This window comes from Magnetospirillum sp., from assembly GCA_027532905.1.
GTDB lineage: Bacteria > Pseudomonadota > Alphaproteobacteria > CACIAM-22H2 > CACIAM-22H2 > Tagaea.
This window is the reverse complement of the sequence record JAPZUA010000005.1, coordinates 119,801-144,820: the sequence shown is the minus strand read 5'-3', so window position 1 is coordinate 144,820 and position 25,020 is coordinate 119,801. Positions and strand designations below refer to the sequence as shown.

Annotated in this window: 25 protein-coding genes and 1 other RNA gene; 15 read left to right on the top strand and 11 right to left on the bottom strand. The window is 65.1% G+C overall.

Translation table 11 applies throughout. The features are described from left to right. The first annotated feature begins 4 nt into the window (after positions 1-4). Positions 5-499: an N-acetyltransferase gene (locus O9320_17240; protein MCZ8312592.1), complete on the top strand. Its 495-nt coding sequence runs from the start codon at positions 5-7 to the stop codon at positions 497-499. Here the strand turns inward: O9320_17240 and O9320_17235 are convergent. Beyond that, positions 481-1,461, bottom strand: coding sequence for a methyltransferase (locus O9320_17235; protein ID MCZ8312591.1), 981 nt, complete (start codon positions 1,459-1,461; stop codon positions 481-483). The two genes, O9320_17240 and O9320_17235, sit on opposite strands and share 19 nt — an antisense overlap. Positions 1,462-1,497: 36 nt before the next feature. Here O9320_17235 and O9320_17230 point away from each other — a divergent pair, with 36 nt between their 5' ends. Then, positions 1,498-2,064, top strand: coding sequence for a hypothetical protein (locus tag O9320_17230; protein MCZ8312590.1), 567 nt, complete (start codon positions 1,498-1,500; stop codon positions 2,062-2,064). 7 nt (positions 2,065-2,071) lie between these two features. Here the strand turns inward: O9320_17230 and queC are convergent, their stop codons facing one another. The 4 genes from queC to ssrA all read right to left on the bottom strand — a co-directional run bounded on the left by queC (position 2,072) and on the right by ssrA (position 5,344). Next, positions 2,072-2,788: a 7-cyano-7-deazaguanine synthase QueC gene (gene queC, locus O9320_17225; GenBank protein ID MCZ8312589.1), complete on the bottom strand. Its 717-nt coding sequence runs from the start codon at positions 2,786-2,788 to the stop codon at positions 2,072-2,074. After that, entirely contained in the window at positions 2,785-4,401 is a 1,617-nt protein-coding gene (locus O9320_17220; protein MCZ8312588.1) for a fumarate hydratase, read from the bottom strand. The genes queC and O9320_17220 overlap by 4 nt, the downstream gene beginning before the upstream one ends. Positions 4,402-4,425: 24 nt before the next feature. Beyond that, positions 4,426-4,917 (bottom strand): ClpXP protease specificity-enhancing factor SspB, encoded by a 492-nt coding sequence (locus tag O9320_17215; protein MCZ8312587.1) that lies wholly within the window; start codon positions 4,915-4,917, stop codon positions 4,426-4,428. An 84-nt stretch (positions 4,918-5,001) separates the two neighbouring features. After that, positions 5,002-5,344, bottom strand: a transfer-messenger RNA (tmRNA) gene (gene ssrA, locus O9320_17210). Between the two features lie 66 nt (positions 5,345-5,410). Between ssrA and thyX the strand changes: the two genes are divergently transcribed. Continuing rightward, positions 5,411-6,346 carry an FAD-dependent thymidylate synthase gene (gene thyX, locus O9320_17205; protein ID MCZ8312586.1) on the top strand — a complete coding sequence of 312 codons (936 nt, stop codon included), beginning with the start codon at positions 5,411-5,413 and terminating at the stop codon, positions 6,344-6,346. 3 nt (positions 6,347-6,349) lie between these two features. Here thyX and O9320_17200 read toward each other — a convergent pair whose 3' ends face one another. Both O9320_17200 and apbC read right to left on the bottom strand, forming a co-directional pair. Next, a complete protein-coding gene (locus tag O9320_17200) occupies positions 6,350-7,171 on the bottom strand; it encodes an SPOR domain-containing protein (protein ID MCZ8312585.1) in 822 nt (273 codons plus the stop codon). Between the two features lie 89 nt (positions 7,172-7,260). Then, the gene (gene apbC / locus O9320_17195) at positions 7,261-8,403 is read right to left on the bottom strand and encodes an iron-sulfur cluster carrier protein ApbC (protein MCZ8312584.1); all 1,143 of its coding nucleotides are present in this window, start codon (positions 8,401-8,403) and stop codon (positions 7,261-7,263) included. A 172-nt stretch (positions 8,404-8,575) separates the two neighbouring features. Between apbC and hflK the strand changes: the two genes are divergently transcribed. From hflK to O9320_17180, 3 genes are all read left to right on the top strand, one after another. Then, positions 8,576-9,790 (top strand): FtsH protease activity modulator HflK, encoded by a 1,215-nt coding sequence (gene hflK / locus O9320_17190; protein ID MCZ8312583.1) that lies wholly within the window; start codon positions 8,576-8,578, stop codon positions 9,788-9,790. Further along, positions 9,787-10,677 carry a protease modulator HflC gene (gene hflC / locus O9320_17185; GenBank protein MCZ8312582.1) on the top strand — a complete coding sequence of 297 codons (891 nt, stop codon included), beginning with the start codon at positions 9,787-9,789 and terminating at the stop codon, positions 10,675-10,677. The genes hflK and hflC overlap by 4 nt, the downstream gene beginning before the upstream one ends. Before the next feature lie 232 nt (positions 10,678-10,909). Beyond that, the gene (locus O9320_17180) at positions 10,910-12,478 is read left to right on the top strand and encodes a DegQ family serine endoprotease (GenBank protein ID MCZ8312581.1); all 1,569 of its coding nucleotides are present in this window, start codon (positions 10,910-10,912) and stop codon (positions 12,476-12,478) included. Between the two features lie 13 nt (positions 12,479-12,491). Here O9320_17180 and O9320_17175 read toward each other — a convergent pair whose 3' ends face one another. Together O9320_17175 and serB are read right to left on the bottom strand one after the other, a co-directional pair. Beyond that, a complete protein-coding gene (locus tag O9320_17175) occupies positions 12,492-13,064 on the bottom strand; it encodes a UbiX family flavin prenyltransferase (protein ID MCZ8312580.1) in 573 nt (190 codons plus the stop codon). Then, positions 13,061-13,954: a phosphoserine phosphatase SerB gene (serB, locus tag O9320_17170; GenBank protein ID MCZ8312579.1), complete on the bottom strand. Its 894-nt coding sequence runs from the start codon at positions 13,952-13,954 to the stop codon at positions 13,061-13,063. The genes O9320_17175 and serB overlap by 4 nt, the downstream gene beginning before the upstream one ends. Positions 13,955-13,966: 12 nt before the next feature. On the opposite strand from serB, the gene miaA reads away from it, so the two are divergent. The 6 genes from miaA (at position 13,967) to O9320_17140 (ending at position 19,240) form a co-directional block, all read left to right on the top strand. Then, positions 13,967-14,908, top strand: coding sequence for a tRNA (adenosine(37)-N6)-dimethylallyltransferase MiaA (miaA, locus tag O9320_17165; GenBank protein ID MCZ8312578.1), 942 nt, complete (start codon positions 13,967-13,969; stop codon positions 14,906-14,908). A 64-nt stretch (positions 14,909-14,972) separates the two neighbouring features. Beyond that, positions 14,973-16,802 (top strand): acetolactate synthase 3 large subunit, encoded by a 1,830-nt coding sequence (locus tag O9320_17160; GenBank protein ID MCZ8312577.1) that lies wholly within the window; start codon positions 14,973-14,975, stop codon positions 16,800-16,802. A 55-nt stretch (positions 16,803-16,857) separates the two neighbouring features. Continuing rightward, positions 16,858-17,373 (top strand): acetolactate synthase small subunit, encoded by a 516-nt coding sequence (gene ilvN / locus O9320_17155; protein MCZ8312576.1) that lies wholly within the window; start codon positions 16,858-16,860, stop codon positions 17,371-17,373. Positions 17,374-17,431: 58 nt separating this feature from the next. Then, positions 17,432-18,451, top strand: a complete 1,020-nt coding sequence (gene ilvC, locus O9320_17150; protein MCZ8312575.1) for a ketol-acid reductoisomerase — start codon at positions 17,432-17,434, stop codon at positions 18,449-18,451. A 199-nt stretch (positions 18,452-18,650) separates the two neighbouring features. Continuing rightward, positions 18,651-18,860 carry a DUF433 domain-containing protein gene (locus tag O9320_17145; GenBank protein ID MCZ8312574.1) on the top strand — a complete coding sequence of 70 codons (210 nt, stop codon included), beginning with the start codon at positions 18,651-18,653 and terminating at the stop codon, positions 18,858-18,860. Further along, a complete protein-coding gene (locus tag O9320_17140) occupies positions 18,857-19,240 on the top strand; it encodes a hypothetical protein (protein MCZ8312573.1) in 384 nt (127 codons plus the stop codon). The genes O9320_17145 and O9320_17140 overlap by 4 nt, the downstream gene beginning before the upstream one ends. Positions 19,241-19,267: 27 nt before the next feature. Here the strand turns inward: O9320_17140 and O9320_17135 are convergent, their stop codons facing one another. Continuing rightward, the gene (locus tag O9320_17135; protein MCZ8312572.1) at positions 19,268-19,984 is read right to left on the bottom strand and encodes a DUF1194 domain-containing protein; all 717 of its coding nucleotides are present in this window, start codon (positions 19,982-19,984) and stop codon (positions 19,268-19,270) included. Between the two features lie 4 nt (positions 19,985-19,988). After that, positions 19,989-20,981 carry an MBL fold metallo-hydrolase gene (locus O9320_17130; GenBank protein MCZ8312571.1) on the bottom strand — a complete coding sequence of 331 codons (993 nt, stop codon included), beginning with the start codon at positions 20,979-20,981 and terminating at the stop codon, positions 19,989-19,991. Positions 20,982-21,433: 452 nt separating this feature from the next. Between O9320_17130 and O9320_17125 the strand changes: the two genes are divergently transcribed. From O9320_17125 to mreC, 3 genes are all read left to right on the top strand, one after another. Then, on the top strand, positions 21,434-23,011 hold the full coding sequence (locus O9320_17125; protein MCZ8312570.1) for a 2-isopropylmalate synthase: 1,578 nt from the start codon (positions 21,434-21,436) through the stop codon (positions 23,009-23,011). Between the two features lie 73 nt (positions 23,012-23,084). After that, on the top strand, positions 23,085-24,125 hold the full coding sequence (locus O9320_17120) for a rod shape-determining protein (GenBank protein MCZ8312569.1): 1,041 nt from the start codon (positions 23,085-23,087) through the stop codon (positions 24,123-24,125). Between the two features lie 7 nt (positions 24,126-24,132). Next, positions 24,133-25,011 carry a rod shape-determining protein MreC gene (gene mreC / locus O9320_17115; GenBank protein ID MCZ8312568.1) on the top strand — a complete coding sequence of 293 codons (879 nt, stop codon included), beginning with the start codon at positions 24,133-24,135 and terminating at the stop codon, positions 25,009-25,011. Positions 25,012-25,020: the final 9 nt, after the last annotated feature.

Below are 25,020 nucleotides of genomic sequence, written 5' to 3'. Positions count from 1 at the left end.
GGCGATGATCGAGATCGCGGCCGAACTGCCGGAGCACGATCCGGCGGTCGAGGGGATGCTCGACCAGGCGTTCGCGGGTGCGTGGCGCGGCAAGACCTGCCACGCCCTGCGCGCGGGCCGCGCGCCGGTGCGCGGCTTGAGCCTTGTTGCGCGCACGCGGCGCAAACTCGTGGGCACGGTGCGTTTCTGGCACGTGCGCTTCGGTCGGTCGCAGGACGGGCTGATGCTGGGTCCGCTTGCGGTCGATGCGGACGCCCGCACGGGCGGCATCGGTGCGCGCCTGGTGGAGGAGGGGCTGGCTTTTGCCCGCCGCCTCGGCCATCGGCGCGTGTTCCTGGTCGGCGACGCGCCCTATTACGGGCGCTTCGGCTTCACGGCTGACCACACGCGCACGCTCGCCTTGCCGGGGCCGGTCGAAGCCAAGCGCTTTCTTGGGCTCGAACTCGTGCCGGGTGCGTTTGCGAATACGGCGGGCCTCGTTCACGCCCAGGCTGCGTAGACCTTGAAGCCGTTGCCTTCGTGCAGTCGCACGACGCGCTTGAAGCGCGCGTCGAGCTTCTGCTCGTAGGGCAGATGCCGGTTGGCGACGAGATAGAGTCGCCCGCCGGGTTTGAGCGCATCCGCCGCCACGTCGATGAAGCGCAAGCCGAGGCTGCGATCTTCGCCGTGCGCTTCGTGGAAGGGCGGATTGGTCAGCACCGCGTCGTAAAGTGCTGCGCCGACCCCGGCGGTCACGTCGTGCCACCTCGCCTGAGCCCGCGCCCCGAACGCGGACAGGTTCGCAGCTGCACAGCGGACCGCCGGGCGATCGGCTTCGAACGCGTCGAGACGCTCGATCGCGGGCGACTGCGCCAAGGCCGTTGCCGCAAGATACCCGAAGCCCGCCCCGAGATCGGCGACATGGCCCGCAAGGTCGGTCGGCAGCAACGCCGCAAGGGCGGCCGAGCCCGCATCGATGCGGTCCCAGGCGAAAATGCCGGGGGCGGAGACGAAGCGCCCGTCGAGGATCGGGCGCTCCGCGGTTTCCCCCGCCCACGCCGCGAGATCGAGCGGCCCCGTCACGGTCGCATCGAGGCGCCTTGCTTTGCCTTTGCTTGTGGCAATCGGGACGAGGCCGATTGCGGCAAGGTCCTTGGCGTAGCGTGCGGGCCCAATCTCGTTGCGGCCTGCGACGCGCAGACGCCCGCCGGGGCCGAGGGACGCGAGCGCCTGGGCAATGTTGAAAAGATTGCGCGCGCGCTGCCGGCCGAGGCGCACCAGCGCCGTTGCGACGGATGATTCGGGGGTGCCGAGGCGCAGATTGCGTGCCGACAGCCGGTCGGCGGCAGGCTTCCAATCCTGCAGGCACCACAGCCGATTTGCGAGCGGTCCCATCGCGTTGTGCCAATCGGCATTGGCGAACAGCAATTCGCCGGGCGGAAATTCCGCGTCGAACAGAAGATCGAGATCGGGATCGGCCATTGCGTTTGCGCCCTTGCGGCCGCAAACTAGCGCATCATGAGCCTGAGCGCGATCCGCCAATTTGCCATCGACTATGTGTCGCTCGAAGACCGGCTGCTGCTGCGGCTGCGCACCGAGGGGGCGGCCGACATCTATCGTCTGCTGATCACGCGGCGCTATCTGTCGCTGTTCTGGACGGCGTTGACGGGCGAACTCCACAAGTCGCTCGCCGAAACCAAAAACGCCGTCGCGCGCGACTTTCTGCTCGAGATGGCCGAGACGCGCGCCACCGCGTCCGCCAATTTCTCCCAGCCGTTCGAGGATCCGGCCGCTGCCAAAGCGGCTGCGGCGGCGTCCGCCGAGGGTGGGAGCAATCCGATCCCGGATGCGCATCTCCTGTGGGCCTTTCACATTCTGCGCAACCCGGACGGCTCGACGCTTCTGTCGCTGATCACCTGGGACCGCATGCGTCTCGATTTGACGCTCGCCGACGACGGGCTGTTCGGCCTCATGAAGCTGCTGCGCGATGCCGCCCGCACGGCGGAGTGGGAATTGCCGATGGAATGGGGCCTCAACGTGCCGGGTGCGCCCCACCAATCGGGCGAGACGCGCCGGCTCAACTAGCCCCGGCTCAACCGACGCTGGCGCGCCACTTCTCGAAACCGGCCTTGCGCAGTTCGCACGCGGGGCACACGCCGCAGCCGTAGCCCCATGCGTGGCGCGTGTTGCGCTCGCCCGCATAGCAGCTGTGGCTGTCTTCGAGCAGAATATCGACGAACGCGTCCCCGCCGAGTTTCGCGGCCATCGCCCAGGTCGCGGCTTTGTCGATCCACATCAGCGGCGTTTCGAGCACGAGCCGCTTGTCGAGCCCTAGCGACAAGGCGACTTGCAGGGCTTTGAGCGTATCGTCGCGGCAATCGGGGTAGCCCGAATAGTCGGTCTCGCACATGCCGCCGACGAGGCGTTTCAAATCGCGCCGATAGGCGATGGCGGCCGCGTAGGCGAAAAACAGCAAATTGCGCCCCGGCACGAAGCTGTTGGGCAGGCCGTTTTTTTCGTAAGCGAACGCGGCTTCGCTGGTCAGCGACGTTTGCGAGATCGCCGCAAGTCCCGTCATGTCGACGACATGGTCGGGTCCGAGCTTGGCAGCCCAATGGGGAAAGCGTGCGCGCAGATTCTCAAGCAGCGTGAGTCGGCATTCGAGTTCGACGCGATGGCGCTGCCCGTAATCGAACCCGACCGTCTCGACGCGCGCGAAATTCTCGAGCGCCCAGGCCAAGCACACGCCCGAATCCTGCCCGCCTGAAAACAGCACGAGTGCGCCGTCGGGGGAGGGGACGGTTTTCACCCCATCCATTTGGCGAAGAAGTCGTTGCCTTTGTCGTCGACCACGATGAAGGCGGGGAAATCGACGACGTCGATTTTCCAGATCGCTTCCATGCCCATCTCGGGATACGCGATGCACTCGACCTTCTTGATGCAGTTCTCGGCGAGCAAAGCACCTTCGCCGCCGATCGAGCACAGATAGAAGCCGCCGTGCTTCTTGCACGCATCCGTGACCGCACGGCTGCGATTGCCTTTCGCCAGCATCACATGGCTGCCGCCGGCCGCCATGAATTGCTCGACGAAACTGTCCATGCGGCCCGCCGTCGTCGGCCCGAAAGCACCCGACGCGTAGCCCGCCGGCGTCTTCGCGGGGCCGGCATAGTAGATCGGGTGGTTCTTGAAATAGTCGGGCAGCGGTTTTCCGGCTTCGAGCTCGCTGCGCAACTTGGCGTGGGCCAAATCGCGCGCGACGATCAAGGTGCCGGTCAGCATCACGCGCGTCGTCACCGGGAATTTCGACAATGTGTTGCGGATCGACGCCATCGGTTGATTGAGGTCGATCGCGACCGGATCGCCCGCAAGCTTCGACACGTCGATGTCGGGCAGGTACTTCGCGGGATCGGTTTCGAGCTGCTCGAGGAACACGCCCTCGCGCGTGATTTTGCCGAGCGCCTGGCGGTCGGCCGAGCACGACACGCCGAGTGCGACCGGCAGGCTCGCCCCATGGCGCGGCAGGCGGATCACGCGCACGTCGTGGCAGAAATACTTGCCGCCGAACTGCGCGCCGATCCCGTTGGCTTGCGTGAGCTTGTGGATCTTCGCCTCAAGCTCGCGGTCGCGGAAGGCCTGGCCGTATTTGTTGCCGTGTGTGGGCAGATCGTCGAGATAGCGCGTCGTCGCAAGCTTCAGCGTCTTCATCGTCATTTCGGCGGACGTACCGCCGATCACGACCGCGAGGTGGTAGGGCGGGCAGGCGGCGGTACCCAGCGTCTTGATCTTTTCGTCGAGGAATTTGAGCATGCCGGCTTCGGTCAGGCGCGACGGCGTTTCCTGGAACAGGAACTGCTTGTTGGCCGAACCGCCGCCCTTGGCGACGTAGAGGAAATCGTAGTCTTCGCCTTCCGTCGAATAGATGTCAATTTGGGCAGGCAGATTGTCGCCGGTATTGGCTTCTTTGAAGGTCTCGAGCGGGGCCACCATCGAATAGCGCAGATTGGTTTCGCCGTAGCTGCGCCACACGCCGCGCGCGATCGCCTCGGCGTCGTTGTAGCCGGTCCAGACTTGCTGGCCCTTCTTGCCCATCACGATCGCGTTGCCGGTGTCTTGGCACATCGGCAGCACGCGGCCCGCCGAAATGCAGACGTTCTTGAGGAGGTCGTAGACCACGAACTTGTCGTTGGCCGACGCCTCGGGGTCGTCGAGGATCGCGCGCATCTGCGCCAAATGGCCGGGGCGCAGCAGGTGCGCGATGTCGACGAACGCCTCGCGCGCGAGCAGCGTGAGGGCTTGCGCTTCGACCTTCAGGATGTCGCGCCCGTCGAATTTGGCGGACGACACGAAGTCGGCGGTGAGTTTGCGCCACGGCACATGGGCATGCGCCGTCTCGAGCATGTCGCGGAAGACGAATTCGGCCATCTCGGAATCTCTTTGCTGGGAAGGTTACTTTTTGCGGAACGCGTCGAGCGTGACGACGCGCGCCGACGCGTCGGCCGGTGCCTCGGCAGTAGCCGGGGCGTCGGCATCGGCCGGCTGTGCGGGCGGGGCTTCCGCCTTCTTGGCGGGTGCGGCTTTGAGCGTGGCGACACTCGCCGCCACATGCGGGAACTGCAGCCCGAACTGCACCGACGGATCGACGAAGGCGGTGATGGCAGCGAGCGGAATCTTCAGCGTTTCGTGCACGCGGTCGAAGGACAGCGTCACTTGGAACTCGTTTGCGTCCACCTCGAGGCCCCAGAATTGATGCTGCAGCACGATCGTCATCTCTTCGGGATGGCGGCTGCGCAGCCGGGCCGGGATCTCGACGCCCGGATAGTCGGTGCGGAAGGTCACGTAGAAATGGTGCTCGCCCGGCAGGCCTGCGGCCGCGGCAACGCCAAGCGCTTCGCGCACGACGCTGCGCAGCGCGTTCTCCATCATCCGGTCGTACTGCATTTTGTCGTTCGCTGCGTCGGCCACGGCAATCCTCGCAAGTTCGCTCCAGCATAGCGCGAATTTCAGTCAAGCTATGAATGGAAAAGTGGGGGGGCTTCTGTTGCCCGGTGCCCCCCCGAACCGCGCTACAGGTTACGTATCAAGGGGCCGTTAGGCCGCGAGACGCGCTTCCGAAGCGAGAGCCACGTTGTCGTTGGCATCTCTTGAATGGCCCGATAACGGCGGAACCATGCCGAACGAAAGTCATGCCTTTACCCGCGCGTCGATCCTGGTTCGCCCCCCTACGGCCTCGACAAGCGACCGGAGATGGTGGAGGCGCCGGGCACTGCCCCCGGGTCCGCATCGGCTATTACGCAAGCCGTTTATCGTCATAGCCGGTTGCCCGGCACCGCCGAATATAGGGTTTTTGCCTCGCCAGGGGAAGGGGCGGTAGGATTTGGCCCCGCCCGGTCGATTCGGGCCAGCTCCCGCCCTTTTCCCTGAAAGCCGTCCGATGAAGTCTTCGCTCTCGCCCGAACAGCTTGCCGAAATCGCCGCCGCCCGCGCCCAGTCGACGCCGACGCGCCGGCCGACCGTGCCCGCCCTCGAGGAAATCCTCTACGAGGCCCTGCCGGTGCTCGACCACGGCTTCGTGCGCGTGGTCGACTATTTCGGCGACGATGCGGCGATCGTGCAGGCAGCACGCGTGTCCTACGGCACGGGCACCAAAAAGATCTCCGACGACCGCAATCTCATCCGCTATCTCTTGCGCCATCGCCATTCCACGCCCTTCGAGATGTGCGAGATCAAGCTGCATGTGAAGCTGCCGATCTTCGTGGCGCGCCAATGGATCCGCCATCGCACCGCCAATGTGAACGAATATTCGGCGCGCTATTCGATCCTCGACCGCGAATTCTACGTGCCCGAGCCCGGCAAACTCGCCGCCCAGTCGCAGAGCAACCGCCAGGGGCGCGGCGAAGTGCTCGAAGGCAGTGCGGCCGAGCAGACGCTCGCCGCGATCGAAGGCCTGTCGAACGAGGCCTACGAAGTCTACGAGCGTTTGCTCAACGAAGGCGAAAAAGCCAATTCCGAGCAGCCCGGCCTTGCGCGCGAGTTGGCGCGCATGGTGCTGCCGACGAACTACTACACGCAATGGTACTGGAAGGTCGATCTCAGCAACCTTCTGCATTTCCTGAGCCTGCGCGCCGACGACCATGCGCAGTACGAGATCCGCGTCTACGCCGCCGTGATCCTCGACATCGTCAAGCGCTGGTGCCCGATCGCGTTCGAAGCGTTCCAGGATTATCGCATGGGCGGAACGGCCGTCTCGGGGCCGGGTATGGCTGTAATCAAGCGGATGCTGGCGGGCGAGACCGTAACGCAAGCCGACAGCGGCCTCAGCAAACGCGAATGGACCGAGCTGATGGCCACAATCGGGCGGCCAGCTTAACTTTTACTGCGGCAGGCTCGGATTGCCGGGCTGGCGGCGCGGCGGCAGCGGCGGGGCAAGCGGCTGGGCCGGCACGTTGTTGGCGTTCGGTGCCGGTGCAACCAAGGCAGGGGCCGCTGCAACCGGCGGTGCCACCGGCGTGGGGGCCGCCGCCGGGCCGGGGACCGGCAACGCATCGTTGAGGCCCGATTGCGGCGGTGCGGCCGGGCGCGGCTGGCGCTGGCGCGAAGCGGCCGGTGCGCCGCCGCCGGATGCCCCACCGGTCAAGGATGACGGGTTTTCGAGGCTCGCCCCTGCGAGCGGCATCGGCGCGCAATAAAGCTGCTGGGCGCGCGCCCAGTTGCAGAAGCGGTTGACCTCGTCGCGGTCGGGGAAATCGCCGGCCACGAGGCGCACCCACGGTTCGCCGCGCACCAGCACCGGCACGAAATAGGGGCGCAGCTGCTGCAACGCCGGTTGCCGACGCACCAAGGCTTGCCAGCCCGCTTCGGCCGCTTCCATCGATTTGTACGATACGAGATGTCCGCCCATCGCGAGCCCGCTACTCGTAGACCCGCCGCTCGCAGACCCGGCGCTGCGCGGCTGTGCTTGCGCCTGCTGCTGCGGGCGTTGCTGCTGCATTTGCTGCTGCTGCATCATCTGCTGCGGCTGCACCATCTGCTGGGGTGCTGCTTGTTGCGGCGCTTGCGCTTGCAGCGGATTGGGCGGCGGCGGCGGCGGAGCGATGTTGGCTGCGCGCGGGTTGGGGCCTTCGTTTGCGCAAGAAGCAACCGCTAGCGCCAAACAAAGGCCCGCAAGCACGCGCAGAGGGACGAATTTTTCCATGGACTCTCGAACCCTATCGACTCGACCGGTTTCGAGGATTTTACCCAACTGCAGCAGCCGCGTCGAACAAGCGATTCTTCGGCTGGGGATTATTCGACCACGATGCGCGGGCCCGATGCCGCCGGGTTTGCGAACCCTGCTTCGACTTTTGTCCACAGGCGTTTTGCGATGGCCCGATAGGCGGCACTGTGCGGGCTGTCGGGCTGGCTCACCACGATGGGTTGGCCCGCATCCGACGTTTCGCGGATCGCGATATGCAAGGGCACTTCGCCCAAGAACTCCACACCGAGCTTGTCGGCCTCGCGATGCGCGCCGCCATGGCCGAAGATTTCCTCGCGATGGCCGCAATTCGAGCAAATGTGGTAGCTCATGTTTTCGACGATGCCGAGCACGGGCACGTCGACCTTGCGGAACATGTTGAGGCCCTTGCGCGCATCGAGCAACGCAATGTCCTGCGGCGTCGAGACGATCACGGCCCCGGCCAAGGGCACGCGCTGCGCCATCGTGAGCTGCGCGTCGCCCGTGCCCGGCGGCATGTCGACGACGAGAATGTCGAGGGTACCCCACGCCACGTCGCGCAGCATCTGCTCAAGCGCCCCCATCACCATGGGCCCGCGCCAGATCATCGGCGTGTCTTCGGGAACGAGGAACCCCATGGACATACACTTGACGCCGTAGTTGGTCATCGGCGTCAGCGTTTTGCCGTCGGGCGAATTGGGCCTGCCGGCAATGCCCATCATGCGCGGCAGCGAAGGGCCGTAAATGTCGGCATCGAGCATGCCGACTTTGAGCCCCTGCTGCGACAGCGCCAGCGCCAAGTTCGTCGCGGTCGTCGATTTGCCGACCCCGCCTTTGCCCGAGGCCACGGCCACGATCGCGCGCACGCCCGGCACCAATTGTTTGCCGCCTGGCGCGTTGGGCCCACCCGCAGGTCCCGTACCGGCCTGGCGGGCAGGAGCTGCCGCCGCTGTTTGCTTTTGCGCGGTCAGAACGGCACTCACGCTGAGCACGCCCGGCAGCGCTTCGACGGCTTTTTCGGCCGCTTTGCGCAACGGCTCCATCGCGCCGCCGCGCTTGGCATCGACCTCGAGCGAAAACGCGACATGGCCGTCTTTGACGATCAGCCCCTGGACCATGCCCAAAGCCACGATGTCCTGGCGCCGGTCGGGGTCGGGGATCTTCTTGAGGGCGGCCAAAATTTCGGCTTCCGAGGGGGCTTTTGCGGCGGTCACGTGAATTCCTGTCTTGATTCGGGGTAAATCGCGCCCAAATAACGGGGGCACCAAAAAGCAGCGCTTGGCCCAGCCAAGCCTGCCGCTTATATAGGCCTTGCCCAGCCGCCGTCCAAGCGTGACGACGGCGACAGCGGGCAGAGCCGCAACGTCGAAAAAGGACAACAGCACAATGCCGTGGAATCAAGGTGGTGGCGGCGGCCCGTGGGGCAGCGGCCAAAAACCGAACAACCCTTGGGGCGGACGCCCGGGGGGCAACAACGGCGGCGGCGGGGGTCCATTCGGCGGCGGCGGCAAAGGCCCGGATTTCGAGGACATCATCCGCCAAGGCCAGCAGCGCCTGCGCGAAGTTTTGCCGGGCGGCATGGGGGCAGGGCGCGGCCTTGCCATCGGTTTCATCGCGCTTGTGGCGATGTGGTTGCTCACGGGCTTCTACCGCGTCGAGCCCGCCAATGTCGGCGTCGTGCTGCGCTTCGGCGAGATGGAGCGCATCACCTATCCGGGCCTCAATTGGCATGTGCCGTATCCGGTCGAGTCGGTGATCCAGCCCAACGTTCTGCAGGTCAACCAGCTCAATATCGGCTTCCGCGACGGGCAAGAGGCGCGTCGCGACCGCACGATGCTGGATGAAAGCCTGATGCTGACGGGCGACGCGAACATCTTGGACGTGCGCTTCACCGTGCAGTGGCGCATCCAGGATGCCGCCAAGTTCCTGTTCAACATTGCCCAGCCCGAAGCCTCGGTCAAAGCCGTGGCCGAGGCCGGCATGCGCGAAGTGGTGGGCCAGACGACGGCGACCGCCATCTTCACGAACCGCAACGCGGTCGAAACGCGCGTCCGCACGACGATGCAGGGCATCCTCGATTTCTACGATGCGGGCATTGCGATCGAGCAGGTGCAGTTCCGCGCGGTCGAACCGCCGGCCCAGGTCATCGACGCGTTCCGCGACGTGCAGCGCGCCAACCAGGACCGCGAGCGGGCGCGCAACGAAGCCGAAGCCTACCGCAACGACATCGTGCCGCGCGCACGCGGCGAAGCCCAGCGCCTGATCCAGGAATCGGAAGGCTACCGCCAGCAGGTCGTGGCCCGCGCCCAGGGCGACATCGCTGGCTACGAAGCCTTGCTCGCGGCCTACGCATCCGCACCCGAAGTCACGCGCCAGCGTCTCTATCTCGAGATGATGGAGCAGGTGCTGCGCGGCAACCAGAAGGTCATCCTCGACCAGAATGGCGGCCCCGGCCAGAACCAGAGCGTGGTGCCCATCCTGCCGCTCGGCGATTTGCTGCGCCGTCCGGCCCCCGCGGCCCCCGTTTCGACGGCTCCCTCGACGAGCGCCATGCCGAACCAAACGCCCTCGGTCGCTACCCCGCAAGGAGCCGCACGATGAACCAGACCCGTCTCATCGTCGCAGCCGTCGCCCTCGTGGCGGTGCTGTTTGCGGCCATCAACGCCTTCTTCACGGTGGCGCAGGACAAACAGGCGCTCGTGCTGCAGTTCGGCGCACCCGTGCGCGTGGTCAAGGATCCGGGCCTGCAGTTCAAGCTGCCCTTCGTCCAGAACGTGCTCTATTTCGAGAAGCGCTTGCTCGATTTCGACGACACGCCGCGCGAAATCGTGCTGGGCGACCAGAACCGCGTGGTGGTGGACGTGTTCGCGCGCTACCGCATCGTCGATCCGCTTGCCTTCTTCACGACCGCGCGCAACGAGTTCGGCATGCGCCAGCGCTTGGCCAATGCCGTGCAGTCGAACCTGCAGAACACGTTCGGCGGCGTGCCGTTGCAGGCACTGCTCACCGACCGGCGTTCGGACCTCATGCGCCAGATCACGGCGGGCGTGGTCGGCGAGACGCGCAATTTCGGCATCGAAGTGGTGGATGTGCGCATCATGCGTGCCGACCTGCCGCCCGACAACTCGAACGCGATCTACGCGCGCATGCAGACCGAGCGCGAGCGCGAAGCGCGCCAGGCGCGTGCCGAAGGTGCGGAAGGGGCCCAGCGCATCCGCGCCGAAGCCGACCGCGAGCGCACGGTGCTGCTGGCGGAAGCCCAGCGCCAGGCGTCGGTCACGCGCGCCGAAGGCGACAAGGAAGCCGCCGACATCTACGCGCGTACCTACAATGCCAATGCGGAGTTCTACGCCTTCTGGCGCAGCCTCGAGGCGTATCGCCGGGCCATCGGCGACACCAACGCCACGATCGTGCTCTCGCCGGACAGCGAGTTCTTCCGCTATTTCCGCGAACGCGGCGTCAACGCGCCGGCCCCCGCCCGACGCTGAAGACGCCCGCAACGGCAGACAGGAAAACGGGGCCTTCGGGCCCCGTTTTTTTTGAATTCTGGTCACGCGATTTTGGTGCTGGTTCCATCGACGTCTTCGAGCATGCGCTAAAAAGATTTGTCTGCGGGTGCCCTGTTTTCGCCATTTTTCCGCCTATCTATAGGGGATCGACCGACGCCCGGCTGATCGGGCATACTTGGTCGGTTCAAATGTTTTCAGGGAGTTCCGATCCGTGATCGTCCGCGCCCTCGCTTCCGCTGCCCTCGTTCTGACCTTGGCCCTGGCCCAGCCTTTTGCCGTGCAGGCACAGGCCCAAGCGCCCACATCGCAGAGCCCGGGCCGCGCCGTGCCCAACACGCTGGCGCCCAACACGTTCGCCGATTTGGCCGAGCGGTTGCTGCCGGCGGTCGTGAACATCCAGGTCGTCACGGCCCAAGCCGCGCAGGCGGGTCCGCGCGGGCAGGGGCCGCAGGGCCAAGGGCCGCAGCAGCGCCGCCCCGATGGGCAGCCGCAATTTCCGCCGGGCTCGCCGTTCGAGGAATTCTTCCGCGAGTTCGAGAACCGCCAGGGTCGCGGCCCCGATCAGCCGCAGCAGCGCCGCGGCCAGTCGCTGGGCTCGGGCTTCGTCGTCGATGCGGCCGGCTTCATCGTGACGAACAACCATGTGATCGACGGTGCCGAGGAAATCCGCGTCGTCTTCCACGACAACCAGACCCTCACGGCCAAGCTCGTGGGCAAGGATGCGCGCACCGACCTCGCCTTGTTGAAGGTCGAGAGCCGTACGCCGCTGCCCTTCGTGCGTTTCGGCGACAGCGACAGATCGCGTGTCGGCGACTGGGTCGTGGCGATCGGGAACCCCTTTGGGCTTGGCGGTACGGTCACGCAAGGCATCATCTCCGCACGCCAGCGCGATATCAACGCAGGCCCCTACGACGATTTCCTGCAGACCGACGCCTCGATCAATCGCGGCAATTCGGGCGGGCCCTTGTTCAATCTCCAGGGCGACGTGATCGGCGTCAACACGGCGATCTATTCGCCGACCGGCGGCTCGGTCGGCATCGGCTTCTCGATCCCGTCTTCGATCGCGACGAACGTGGTCGCGCAATTGCGCAAAGACGGCCGCGTGCGGCGCGGCTGGCTCGGCGTGAACATCCAGAGTGTCACCGACGAAATCGCCGAGGGCGTGGGCCTCGACAAGGCGCGTGGGGCCCTCGTGGCGCGCGTGCCCGACAACGGCCCCGCCGCCAAGTCGAACATCCGTGCGGGCGACGTCATCGTGAAGTTCGACGGCAAGGACGTGACCGACATGCGCCGCCTGCCGCGCCTCGTGGCCGAAACGCCGGTCGAAAAAAGCGTGAAGGTCGAGGTGTGGCGCAATCGCGGCATCGTGACGCTCGACGTGACGTTGGGCGAGCTCGAAGACGAGCAGGCGGCCCAAGCGGCCCCGGGTGCCCGTCCCACACCGGGCCAGCCCGCACCGGGCGCGCCGCGCAACGAGCTCGACGTGCTCGGCATGACGCTCGCGCCCGTGTCGCCCGAACTGCGCCAGCGCTTCCAATTGCCCGAGCGCCAGCGCGGCGTGGTGGTGACGGCTGTCGTCGACGGCTCGGTCGCGCAGGAGCGCGGCATTCGTCCAGGCGACGTGATCGTCGAAGTGGCGCAGACCGAAGTCGCCCAGCCCGGCCAGGTTCAGGACAAGGTGCGCGAGCAGCGCACCCAAGGCCGCCGCTCGGTGCTGATTATGGTCGAGCGCGGCGGCGAGCAGCGCTTCGTGGGCTTGCCGGTCGAACCGCGCGGCTGACGCGGGCCTTCGTTCAAACGCTGGGCGTTTCGCCCCAGCGTTTGACGAGGCCGGTGTCGATGTCGAACAGGTCGAGGGCGCGGCCCACCGTGTGCGCCACGAGATCGTCGATCGTCTTGGGTTTGGCGTAGAAGGCCGGGACCGGCGGCAGGATCACTGCCCCGATTTCGGCGGCCTGCGTGAGGGCCCGCAGATGGCCCACATGCAAGGGCGCTTCGCGCGCCAGCAGCACCACGCGGCGGCGTTCTTTCAATTGCACGTCGGCCGCGCGCGTGAGCAGGCCTGTCGTGTTGCCGTAGGCGATCTCGGAGACCGAGCGCATCGAGCACGGGGCCACGAGCATGCCGAGCGTCTTGAACGAGCCCGACGAAATCGCCGCCCCCAAATCCTCGGAAGAATGCACGACGTCGGCAAGTGCGGTCACTTCGCGCGCGGTCCATTCGGTCTCGTAGGCGAGCGTCATGGCCGCGGTTTTGGTCATCACGAGATGCGTTTCGATGCCGGCGGCTTTCAGCGCTTGCAACGCGCGCACGCCGTAGATCGCCCCCGATGCGCCCGAAATGCCGACAACAAGCCGTTTGGTCATGCGAACGCCTCTTTGGGGGCTGCGAACTCGTTTGCCGCGTAGCCTTGCAGATACAATAGGGCGGTCAGGTCGCAATGCACGATGTTGAGGCGCGCTTGGGCGGCGACCGCCGGTTTGGCGCGGAACGCCACGCCGAAGCCTGCCGCCCCCAGCATCGCAAGGTCGTTGGCACCGTCGCCGACGCTGAGCGTCGCCTCGAGCGGCGCTTCGATTTCGGCCGCGAGCTTTTCGAGCGTGGCGAGTTTTGCTTCGCGGCCCAGGATGGGCTCGGCGACGGTTCCGAGAAGCTTGCCGTTTTCGACGTTGAGCGTGTTGGCGTAGTCGCGCGCGAAGCCGAGTTGGCGGCGCATGCGCGACGTATAGAACGTAAATCCGCCCGAGACGATCGCGGTCAGCGCCCCATTGGCCGCCATCGTCGCGGCAAGCGTGGCGGCACCCGGCACGATGCGGATACCCTCGGCCGCTTGCGCCAGCAGTGCTTCGTCGTGGCCTTTGAGCAGGCCGACGCGTTCGGTGAGGGCTGAACGGAAATCGAGCTCGCCGTTCATGGCACGGCGCGTGATCGCGGCCACATGCGGGCCGATGCCCAAGCGCTCGGCCAGATCGTCGAGCATTTCGTTTTCGATGAGGGTCGATTCCATGTCGGCCACGAGTAGGCGCTTTTTGCGGCCCAGTGCGGGTACCACATTGGCGTCGATGGCGCGCGCGCCCACCAGCGTTCGAGAAGTCGCCAGAATGCGTGCAGGATCTTCGTCGTTCGGGTAAAGCTCGGCGGCAATGCCGGGGGCGAGGATGCGCGCCGGCCCGAATGCGGCGGCGAATTCGGCAAGCGTGGCCGCATCGAGTGCGGGTTTCGCGGGATCGGCAGTCAGGACAAGGACAAGCTTCATGGCGGCGGGATCATGGTGAAGCCGGTGGGCGAGCGCAAGCCCGATGCGCTCATCGTCGCGGGCCCGACCGCGTCGGGCAAATCGGCTCTTGCGATGGCGATCGCGCGCGAATTCGACGGCGTGGTGATCAACGCGGATTCGATGCAGCTCTACGCCGAGCTCGACGTGCTGACCGCGCGCCCGTCGCGCGCAGACGAAGCCGCTGTGCCGCATCGTCTCTACGGCGTGTGGAAGGCCGCCTCGCACGGCACGGTCGGGCGCTGGCGCCAAGCGGCCTTGGCCGAAATCGCGGCTGCAAACGCCGCAGGGAAACTTGCGGTCGTCTGCGGCGGGACCGGCATGTATCTCAAAATGCTGGTCGAGGGTTTGAGCCACGTGCCGCCGATCCCGCCTGAAATCCGCGACGCCGTTCGCGCCAGATTTTCCGACATCGGTGCGGCCGCATTCCATGCCGAGCTTGCGGCGCGTGATCCCGTTGCGGGTGCCAAGCTCACGATGGCTGACAGCCAGCGCATGCTGCGCGCCTATGAGGTCGTCGAAGCCACCGGCCGCACGCTGTCCGACTTTCAAGCGGCCGACCCGCTTATGGTCGCGACATGGCCCACGCTCGTGTTGCTGCCGCCGCGCGAGGCGCATCGGGCGGCCATTGCGGCGCGCACGCGCAAAATGGCAGAAAACGGCGCTTTGGACGAGGTGCGCGCCCTGCTTGCCCAAAACCTGCCCGACACGCTGCCCGCCATGCGCGCCTTGGGCGTGCGCGAATTCGCTGGGCATCTCGCTGGGCAGTACGATTTTGATAGTGTGATCAATATGTTGAGCCTCGCGACGGCGAAATTTGCCAAGCGCCAGGCGACCTGGTTCCGCGGCCAGATGAAACATGCGCTGCGCTTCGATGCGCAATATTCGGAAAGTCTGATGGGTCAGATTCGCACGTTTGTTAAACAAATCCGTTGACGGGCTGGGACGCGGCGAATATGGTCCCGGTCCCGATTTTGCCCGTGCTTGAAAGGAACCCAAAATGTCGACCGCTCCCGATGCGAAGCTCGCCCAGGACACCGCCCCGTTGTCGGGTGCGGAGATCGTCCTCAAAGCGCTGGCCGAGCAGGGCGTCGACGTAATTTTCGGCTATCCGGGCGGTGCGGTGCTGCCGATCTACGACGCGCTGTTCCAGCAGAATTCCGTGCGCCACATCCTCGTGCGCGCCGAAGCAGGGGCCGTGCACGCGGCCGAAGGTTATGCGCGCTCGACCGGCAAGGTCGGCGTGGTGCTCGTCACGTCCGGCCCTGGGGCCACCAACGCCGTCACGGGCCTTGTCGATGCGCTGATGGATTCGATCCCGCTCGTCTGCTTGACGGGCCAGGTGCCGACGCACCTGATCGGCAACGACGCCTTCCAAGAGGCCGACACGACCGGCATCACGCGGCCCGCGACCAAGCACAATTATCTCGTCAAAGACGTCAAGAACCTGTCGAAGACGATCCACGAAGCCTTCCACGTGGCGCGCAGCGGCCGCCCCGGCCCGGTCGTGATCGATCTTCCCAAAGACGTGCTGATGGCGAAGACCGAATATGCCCCGGCCCCCGCCAAGCCGCATCCGACCTATGCGCCGCGCACCGAGCCCGATGCCAAAGCGATCGCCCAGGCGGTCGATCTGATGCTGGGGTCCAAGCGCCCGATCCTCTACACGGGCGGCGGCATCATCAATTCCGGCCCCGATGCGTCGGCGGCCTTGATCGAGCTCGCCCATCTCACCGGCTTCCCGACCACCAGCACGCTGATGGGGCTGGGTGCGATGCCCGCATCCGATCCGCTGTTCTTGGGCATGCTCGGCATGCACGGCACCTACGAGGCCAATCTCACGATGCATGGCTGCGACGTGATGGTGAATCTGGGTGCGCGCTTCGACGACCGCGTGACCGGGCGCCTCAACGCGTTTTCGCCCAATTCCAAGAAGATCCACGCCGACATCGACCCGTCCTCGATCAACAAAAACGTGCGCGTGGACGTGCCCGTCGTCGGCGATGCCGGCAAGATCGTGCGCGCCATGATCGCCGAGTGGAAGCGCCGCGTCTCCGCCGGTGCCAAGCCCGACAAGAAGGCGCTCGCCGATTGGTGGACGCAGATCGAGCAATGGCGCAAGCGCGATTGCTTGGCCTACATGCATTCGGCCGAAATCGTGAAGCCGCAATACGCGCTCGAGCGCCTGCAGGCCCTCACGGCCCATCGCGACGACGTGTATATCTCGACGGAAGTGGGCCAGCATCAGATGTGGGCGGCCCAGTTCATGAAGTTCCAGAAGCCCAATCGCTGGATGACGTCGGGCGGCCTCGGCACGATGGGCTACGGTCTGCCCGCCGCCATGGGCGTGCAGATCGCGCACCCGGACGCGCTGTGCATCGACGTTGCCGGCGAAGCTTCGATCCTGATGAATATCCAGGAACTCAGCACCATCGTGCAGTACCGGCTGCCGGTAAAGACGTTCATCTTGAACAACCAATATATGGGCATGGTGCGCCAGTGGCAGGAACTGCTGCACGGCTCGCGCTATTCGGAAAGCTACATGGATGCGCTGCCCGACTTCGTGAAGCTCGCCGAAGCCTTCGGCTGCGTGGGCCTGCGCGCCACCAAGGTTTCCGAGGTCGACGACGTGATCAAGGAAATGATCGCGGTCAAGCGCCCGGTCGTGGTCGACATGTGCGTCGACCAGAAAGAAAACTGCTTCCCGATGATCCCGTCGGGGGCTGCGCACAACGAAATGATTCTCGGCCCCAGCGACAAGCAGCCGGGAACCGGCGGGGGCAGCAGCGGCAAAGGCCCGATCTCGGAAGAAGGCATGGTGCTGGTCTAAGGGCCGGTACCGCTTTCGACCCTGCCGCATCCCAAGAAATAGAGAATAGATCGCCGTGCCCCAAACGCCAGCCGCCATCGAGCGCCATACCATCGCCGTCATCGTCGACAACGAACCGGGCGTGCTTGCGCGCGTCATCGGCCTGTTTTCCGGCCGCGGCTACAATATTGAGAGCCTGACCGTCGCCGAAACCGACGCCGCCAAGCACCAGAGCCGTATCACCGTCGTCACGACCGGGACGCCGATGGTGATCGAGCAGATCAAAGCCCAGCTCGACCGCCTGGTGCCCGTGCATCGCGTATCGGACTTGACGCAAGAAGGTGCGCATGTCGCGCGCGAACTGGCGCTGGTGAAGGTCATCTCGAAGGGCAACGAGCGCGTGGAAGCCTTGCGCATTGCCGACATTTTCCGCGCCAAAGCCATCGACAGCACCATCGGCTCGTTCGTGTTCGAAATCACGGGTTCGGGCGAAAAAATCGACGCCTTCGTCAATCTGATGGTGCCGCTGGGCCTCGCCGAGGTCAGCCGCACCGGCATCGTCGCCATTGCGCGCGGCGAAGCGCGGATGTAAATCCGCCCCCAAGCTTCATCGAAACGCCAGTCAAGAACACCCCAGAGGAGAGAGACCCATGCGCGTTTACTACGACCGCGACGCGGACGTGAACCTGATCAAAGGCAAAAAAGTCGCCGTCGTCGGCTATGGCAGCCAGGGCCATGCGCATGCGCTGAACATGCGCGACAGCGGCGTGAAGGACGTGGTCATTGCACTTCGCGCCGGTTCGCCCACGATCGCCAAGGCCGAGGGTGCGGGCTTCAAGGTCATGACGCCCGCCGACGCCGCCAAATGGGCCGACGTGATGATGATCGTCACGCCCGACGAGCTGCAAGCCAAGCTCTGGAACGACGATCTCAAGGCCAACATGAAGAAGGGTGCCGCGATCGCGTTTGCGCACGGCCTCAACATCCATTTCAGCCTGATCGAACCGCGCCCCGACCTCGACGTGTTCATGATCGCACCCAAGGGCCCCGGCCACACGGTGCGCTCGGAATACCAGAAGGGCGGCGGCGTGCCGTGCCTCGTGGCCGTGCACCAGAACGCTTCGGGCAACGCGCTTGAAATCGCGCTCTCGTACTCGTCGGCCATTGGCGGCGGGCGTGCGGGCACCATCGAGACGACCTTCAAGGAAGAGTGCGAAACCGACCTGTTCGGCGAACAGGCCGTGCTTTGCGGCGGCCTGTGCGCTTTGATCGTGGCGGGCTACGAGACGCTCACGGAAGCCGGCTACGCGCCCGAAATGGCGTATTTCGAGTGCTTGCACGAGGTGAAGCTGATCGTCGACCTGATCTACGAAGGCGGCCTTGCCACGATGCGCTATTCGATCTCGAACACGGCCGAATACGGCGACTACACGCGCGGCTCGCGCATTGTCACCGACGAGACCAAGAAAGAGATGAAGCGCATCCTCGACGACATCCAGTCGGGCCGCTTCGCGCGCGATTGGGTGCTCGAGAACGCCGCAGGCCAGGCGAGCTTCAAGGCGATGCGCCGCAAGCACGCTGCCCACGACATCGAAATGGTCGGCGAAAAGCTGCGCGCCATGATGCCGTGGATCGCCAAGAACAAGCTCGTCGACAAGGCCAAGAACTAAGCCTCTCTCGACGATCTACGACGACAGAGCCCCGCCCGGGCAACCGGGCGGGGTTTTTCGTTTGGGGGGCACCTGATGTCGCGCGCACTCGCGGCGCTAGCGGTTGCGCTTTCGATCCGGGCTACGCGGTTGATGCCTGCGCATGCGACGGCTAAGATGAAGCTAATGCAATCGCAAAAATCGGCTCTTGGAGGCGTAAATGGCGGAAATTGTCGTTCGCGATCCAGATGTTCTGAGCGGGCGCCCGGTTTTTCGCGGAACGCGGGTTCCGGTCGAAGTTCTGTTTGAAAATCTCGAGGACGGACTCACGATAGACGAAATCGTCCAGTCCTATCCCAGTCTCAATCGGGACGATCTCGTCGCGTGTCTTGCGGCCGCTTGTGCGACGGTCAAAAGCGAACCTACGTGAGAATTCTTCTCGACGAGAACATACCGATCCAATTGAAGCCCTTGCTTCCGGGGCATGTCGTCAAGTCGGTCAACGACAAAGATATCGGATGGAAGACCGTAAAGAACGGCAAGTTGCTTTCCCAAATGGAAGGCAGCTACGATCTGCTGATCACTGCAGACAAGAACATGTACGCCCAGCAGAATCTCTCCGACAGCACGCTTTCGATACTCGTCTTGCCGACCAACAGGCGAAGCGTCGTGCTCGATCTCGCCGTTCGAATTCTCGAAATAGTCGCTGCATTGTCGCCCCGCGAATATGCGGTTCTGGACAGCGCGGGAATTGCCTCGAAGAGAGAGTTCGGCGAACCCGATGGTGGTTCCAGCGGCCCTACGCCTTGAACTAGGGTCGGAGAGCGTCGCCCGCCCTCACGCCAATTCGCGCGCCATTTTGTTGAAGATCGCGTAGGCGAAATCGTTGCGGTCGCTGGCCGTCATCACGAAGGCGCCGAGGCCGCCGATGACGTTTTCTTCGTAGCTCGCGCGCAGGCGCTCGATCGGCATGGCCGAGCCCGAGCCCGGCGAGGCGATGGCGAGCGCATTGATCGTGATGCCGGCGGCAACCGCGCGGTCGCGGGCGGCAGGGGCCGGCAGGATGGCGCTGCGCATGTCCGGGCCGTCGCCCGCAATGTCGATCGTGGCGCGCGGGCTGCGGAAGGGTGCCACCGCGATGAGGTCGGTTGCGATGGCGATCGCGTCGCCGATCGCGTTCCAGCTTTGGCGCACGCGCGGGGCCGCCACCAGGCGGTCGGCGAAGTCGGCGGCATCGTCCGCACTCGCAATGCGCGCCCAGGGCAGGATGATCGCAGGTTCGCGCGGCGAACCCCATTCGCCGTAGGCAACCGCGATGGCGCGCGTGGGCAAACGCAGGATCGCGTTCACGATCTCCGGCCGTTCGATGGCGGCGGCGGTACCCTCGCGCTGCAGCCGGTATTCGTCTTCGTCGATCGAGCCCGAGCCGTCGTTCAGCAACACGAGCAGCAGATCGACATTGGCGCTTTGGGCGGCAAGCGGCGTTGCGGCGGCCAAACCAAGTGCGCCCAGTCCGAATTCGCGTCTGGTGAGGTGCTTGGGCGTGAGGCGCATGGGCTTAGCCGCTGCGGCGGCTGAAGAGCGTGTAGTAGCGATGCATGCCGTCGATATTGAGATCGCGCATCTGCGCGTAGCCGGCCCAGCTCGCGTATTTCGAAAGATCGATGCTCGGGCGGATTTCTTCGAGGCTGCGGCCGGCGCGCAAGCCGGCAAGCACGCCGTCGCGGATCGTTTCCATGTATTCGCGGAACTGGCGCACATGCGCCTTGGTGCCCATCGGCCCGTGGCCGGGCGCCAGCAGGTCGAAATCCATCGCCTCGACGCGCTTGAGCGAGTCGAACCATTCTTCCACGTAGCCCTCGTGCAGGTCGCGGAAGGCGACCGATTCGACCGGGATGAAATCGACCGCAAACAACGTGCGCGCGGCCGGGAAACGCACCACGAGCGAATTGTCCGAATGGTTGCGCCCGACATATTCGAGCTCGACCACGGTGCCGCCGAGCTCCAGCGTCAGCGCTTCGCTGAAGGCGATGTTGACCGGGGCCGTGCGGCGGCGCTCGTCGCGGATCTTGTCGCGCGCGCGGGCATGCGCCACCACGGTCGCGGTATCGGCGAAGACTTCGCCGCCGTTGATATGGTCGGGATGGTCGTGGCTGTAGACGAGATAGCGCACGGCTTGGTTGAATCTTGTGCGCAACTCGTTTTTGAGCCACGTCGCGGCGTCGGCATTGATCGGGTCGGTCGCGACCACGCCCGCCGGTGTGACCGCAAAAACCGAGAAATGGAAATTGTTGCGGAAGCGATAGACATTGCCTGCGATCTGCACGATCTCGCGCACCGGAGCTTGCGCTTGCGCCAATTGCGGGGCCTGCGCTTGCGCCATCAGCGGCGTTGCGAGGGCCGCCGCACCGGCGAGCCCGCCCGCACGCCGGAACAGATCGCGCCTTGCTATTGCTTCGGGTGCGAAGATCGGATCGTCGTAGCCGCAGCACGAGCATTGCGCTTCAGCGACATCTGCGTTGCTGCACGTGAAACGGGGCAGGCGGGTCATGAAGCCTCCGGGGGGCCGCGGGGGGCAAAAAAGCTCGTCCCATCGGTCCAGAAATCCCGACGGTGGTCAAATATCTTCGCGTGACACTTGTTCTTGTTTTATTCTTATTTTTGATGCAAGCTTGGCAGATCGGCTTTTCATCCGGGCCGGGCGCTGTTTGACAAGTGAAGAGGGTCTTTCGGCTCATCCGCAACAGGCGGGTTTTTGCCGAGACATATGCAACATTTCTTTTCTTTTCAGGATCTTATATCAAGAAATGTCGCGTCGATGTTGCGCCTGCGTTGCGTGGGCGTCGCGTCGATGTCGCGCAAATGTCGCGCGAAATTTTGCGGTGGCTGGCCGGCTTTGCGGTGCTCGCCTGCCCATCGCTGGTCAGATTGGGGCTATCTCTGTTAACCTTCCACCTTGCGTGGATTGGGTTTTATCCACAGGCTTTTCAGGGATTCGCCAAGATGGCCGACAGCGACCGGGTTTGGATCTTCGACACGACCTTGCGCGACGGCGAGCAGTCGCCGGGCTGCTCGATGAATCTCGAAGAAAAACTTCGCGTCGCGCGCATGCTCGAAGAGATGGGCGTGGACGTGATCGAGGCCGGTTTTCCGATCGCGTCGAACGGCGATTTCGAAGCGGTGTCGGCGATCGCGCATGAACTCAAAAAGTCGGTCGTGTGCGGCCTGGCACGCGCGGGCCGCAAAGACATCGACCGGGCGTGGGAAGCGTTGAAGGGGGCGGCGCGTCCGCGTATCCACACCTTCATCAGCACCTCGCCCTTGCACATGAAATACAAGCTGCAGATGGCGCCCGATGCGGTCCATCAAGCGGTCGTCGACAGTGTGACGCATGCGCGCAATCTGTGCGACGACGTCGAGTGGAGTGCCGAGGACGGCAGCCGCACCGAGTTGCCGTTTCTGTTCCGCTGCATCGAGAGTGCGATCAAGGCGGGCGCTTCGACGATCAACATCCCCGACACGGTCGGTTATGCCGAGCCCGCCGAGTTTGCTTCGCTGATCGCGGCGATCGTCGCGAATGTGCCGAATATCGACAAGGCGCGGCTGTCGGTGCATTGCCACAACGATCTGGGCCTCGGCGTCGCCAATTCTTTGGCGGCTTTGGGGGCGGGTGCCCGCCAGGTCGAATGCACGGTCAACGGCATTGGCGAGCGGGCCGGCAATGCCGCCCTCGAAGAGATCGTGATGGCGCTGCGTACGCGCCCCGACCGTCTGCCTTTCTGCACGAACGTCGATACCACGCATATCGTTCGCGCCTCGCGGCTCGTGTCGGCGATCACGGGGTTCGCGGTGCAGCCCAACAAGGCCATCGTCGGTGCGAACGCCTTTGCGCACGAGAGCGGCATCCACCAGGACGGCATGCTCAAGAATGCGCAGACGTATGAGATCATGACGCCCGAAAGCGTGGGGCTCGTGCGTTCGACCTTGGTCATGGGCAAGCATTCGGGCCGTGCGGCGTTCCGCGCCAAGCTCAAAGAACTCGGCTTCGAAGCGCTCGGCGACAATCTGCTCGAAGACGCGTTCAAGCGGTTCAAGGATCTCGCCGACCGCAAGAAGGACGTGTTCGACGAAGACATCGTCGCTTTGGTCGATGACCAGATGGGCAGCACCGACGACGCGATCAAATTCGTGTCGCTGCAGGTCGTGGCCGGCTCCAAGGGTCCGCAGATCGCCGATCTCGAAATCGAGATCGAGGGGATCGTCCACAACGCCCAGTCGCGCGGCAACGGGCCGGTCGATGCGGTCTTCAATGCGATCAAAAAACTCGTACCGCACGAAGCCAAGCTCCAGCTCTACCAGGTGCATGCCGTGACGGCCGGAACCGACGCCCAAGCCGAGGTCACGGTTCGACTCGACGAGGGCGGCAAGACCGTCAACGGGCAGGGGGCGGATGCCGACACATTGTGCGCCTCGGCCCGGGCCTATCTGAACGCCCTCAACAAGCTCTTGATAAAGCGCAAGAAATCGGCCCCCGCCGGGGCTGCCGCAGATATGTCGACAGTCGCGTCTATTTCGGCTTAATTCCGACCGAATCTGCGTCTATCCGGTGGGGTTTCGGGTTGCCCCGCCATCCACGAAAGGTACGGACTTTCTTATGTTTTCGCGTCTTCTCGGAATGCTCTCCGCCGACATGGCGATCGATCTTGGCACGGCCAACACGCTGGTCTACGTCAAGGGTCGCGGCATCGTGCTGAACGAACCGTCGGTCGTCGCCATCGCCGAAATCAAGGGCAAGAAGCAAGTGCTCGCGGTCGGCGACGAAGCCAAGCTCATGCTCGGCCGCACGCCCGGCAACATCACCGCCATTCGCCCGTTGCGCGACGGCGTGATCGCCGACTTCGAAGTTGCCGAAGAGATGATCAAGCACTTCATCCGCAAAGTGCACAATCGCCGCTCGTTCGCCTCGCCGCAGGTCATCGTGTGCGTGCCCTCGGGCTCGACCGCGGTCGAACGTCGCGCCATCCAAGAGTCGGCCGAGAGTGCCGGTGCACGTCGCGTGTTCCTGATCGAAGAGCCCATGGCGGCCGCCATCGGGGCGGGCCTGCCGGTGACTGAGCCCACGGGCTCGATGGTCGTCGATATCGGCGGCGGCACGACGGAAGTCGCGGTGCTGTCGCTGGGCGGGATCGTCTATTCGCGCTCGGTGCGCGTCGGCGGCGACAAGATGGACGAAGCCATTATCGCCTATATCCGTCGCAACCACAACTTGCTGGTCGGCGAATCCTCGGCCGAGCGCATCAAGAAGGAAATCGGCTCGGCGTGCCCGCCCGACGACGGCGAGGGCCGCATGATGGAGATCAAGGGCCGCGATCTCATGAACGGCGTGCCCAAGGAATTGCTGATCTCCGAACGCCAGATCGCCGAGAGCCTTGCCGAACCCGTGAGCGCCATCATCGAGGCGGTCAAGGTGGCGCTCGAGCACACGGCACCCGAACTCGCCGCCGACATCGTCGACAAGGGCATCGTGCTCACCGGCGGCGGCGCTCTGCTCGGCAATCTCGACTATGTGCTGCGGCATGCTTCGGGCCTGCCCGTGTCGGTCGCGGACGACCCGCTGAGCTGCGTCGCCCTTGGTACGGGTCGTTGCCTCGAAGAGATGAAGACCCTTCGCAACGTTCTGATCTCGATGTACTGAGCCGCCCATGAAGCGTTCCGGACCCGTGCTGAAGCTGGCTGCCCCGATGCGGGTGCTCGCCCAGCGCACGGCGTTTCTGGGACTGGTGGGGCTTGCGGCCGGCCTTATGGTGCTCGGCAAAGCCGAGGCCCCGTTCATCGAGCGCGGGCGCATGCTCGTGGCCGACGCGGTCGTCCCCTTGCTCGATGCGGCCGCCCGGCCCGTGCACACGGCCAACGAGTTCGCCGACAATGTCCGCGGTCTGCTTTCGGTGCATGCCGAGAACGTGCGGCTGCGCGAACAGAACAACATGCTGATGCATTGGCAGCAGGTCGCGCGCAATCTCGAAGCCGAGAACCGCGCCTTGCGCGATACGGTGCGCGCTTCGACCGAGGCGAGTTTCACCTACGTTACCGCCCGCGTGGTGGCCGATGCCGGCGGCGCCTTCGTGCGCTCGGTGCTGATTGCGGCCGGTGCGCGCGACGGCATTTCCAAAGGCCACACGGCCTTGTCGCCCGACGGGCTTGTCGGCCGCGTGGGCGAAGTGGGCGAGCGCTCGGCGCGCGTGCTGCTGCTGACCGACCTCAACAGCCATGTGCCGGTGATGATCGAAGGCTCGCGCGATCGCGCCATCGTCGACGGCGACAATTCGGACCTGCCGCGCCTCGTGTTCCTGTCGTCGGGGGCACGGCCGCAGCTCGGCGACCGCATCGTCACCTCGGGCCACGGCGGCGTGTTCCCGCCGGGCTTGCCGGTCGGCGTCGTCGTGCAGAACGGTGAACAGGGTGTTCGCGTGAAGCCCTATGTCGATTTCCACCGGCTCGACTATCTGCGCGTGGTCGACTACGGCACCGGCGGCACCTTGCCGATGGCCGCCCCGCCGCCGCAGACGCGGCGCGGGCGCTAGGGGCGCGGC

Bases quoted from the DNA above. Each gene is read 5' to 3' on its own strand.
- mreC (MCZ8312568.1), top strand. From the start codon at position 24,133: ATGAAGCGTTCCGGACCCGTGCTGAAGCTGGCTGCCCCGATGCGGGTG.
- miaA (MCZ8312578.1), top strand. From the start codon at position 13,967: ATGGTGAAGCCGGTGGGCGAGCGCAAGCCCGATGCGCTCATCGTCGCG.
- O9320_17230 (MCZ8312590.1), top strand. From the start codon at position 1,498: ATGAGCCTGAGCGCGATCCGCCAATTTGCCATCGACTATGTGTCGCTC.
- O9320_17240 (MCZ8312592.1), top strand. From the start codon at position 5: ATGATCGAGATCGCGGCCGAACTGCCGGAGCACGATCCGGCGGTCGAG.
- serB (MCZ8312579.1), bottom strand. From the start codon at position 13,954: ATGAAGCTTGTCCTTGTCCTGACTGCCGATCCCGCGAAACCCGCACTC.
- O9320_17220 (MCZ8312588.1), bottom strand. From the start codon at position 4,401: ATGGCCGAATTCGTCTTCCGCGACATGCTCGAGACGGCGCATGCCCAT.
- O9320_17175 (MCZ8312580.1), bottom strand. From the start codon at position 13,064: ATGACCAAACGGCTTGTTGTCGGCATTTCGGGCGCATCGGGGGCGATC.
- O9320_17235 (MCZ8312591.1), bottom strand. From the start codon at position 1,461: ATGGCCGATCCCGATCTCGATCTTCTGTTCGACGCGGAATTTCCGCCC.
- thyX (MCZ8312586.1), top strand. From the start codon at position 5,411: ATGAAGTCTTCGCTCTCGCCCGAACAGCTTGCCGAAATCGCCGCCGCC.
- O9320_17135 (MCZ8312572.1), bottom strand. From the start codon at position 19,984: ATGCGCCTCACGCCCAAGCACCTCACCAGACGCGAATTCGGACTGGGC.
- O9320_17125 (MCZ8312570.1), top strand. From the start codon at position 21,434: ATGGCCGACAGCGACCGGGTTTGGATCTTCGACACGACCTTGCGCGAC.
- O9320_17145 (MCZ8312574.1), top strand. From the start codon at position 18,651: ATGGCGGAAATTGTCGTTCGCGATCCAGATGTTCTGAGCGGGCGCCCG.
- O9320_17215 (MCZ8312587.1), bottom strand. From the start codon at position 4,917: ATGCAGTACGACCGGATGATGGAGAACGCGCTGCGCAGCGTCGTGCGC.
- O9320_17160 (MCZ8312577.1), top strand. From the start codon at position 14,973: ATGTCGACCGCTCCCGATGCGAAGCTCGCCCAGGACACCGCCCCGTTG.
- O9320_17200 (MCZ8312585.1), bottom strand. From the start codon at position 7,171: ATGGAAAAATTCGTCCCTCTGCGCGTGCTTGCGGGCCTTTGTTTGGCG.
- hflC (MCZ8312582.1), top strand. From the start codon at position 9,787: ATGAACCAGACCCGTCTCATCGTCGCAGCCGTCGCCCTCGTGGCGGTG.
- ilvC (MCZ8312575.1), top strand. From the start codon at position 17,432: ATGCGCGTTTACTACGACCGCGACGCGGACGTGAACCTGATCAAAGGC.
- O9320_17120 (MCZ8312569.1), top strand. From the start codon at position 23,085: ATGTTTTCGCGTCTTCTCGGAATGCTCTCCGCCGACATGGCGATCGAT.
- O9320_17130 (MCZ8312571.1), bottom strand. From the start codon at position 20,981: ATGACCCGCCTGCCCCGTTTCACGTGCAGCAACGCAGATGTCGCTGAA.
- hflK (MCZ8312583.1), top strand. From the start codon at position 8,576: ATGCCGTGGAATCAAGGTGGTGGCGGCGGCCCGTGGGGCAGCGGCCAA.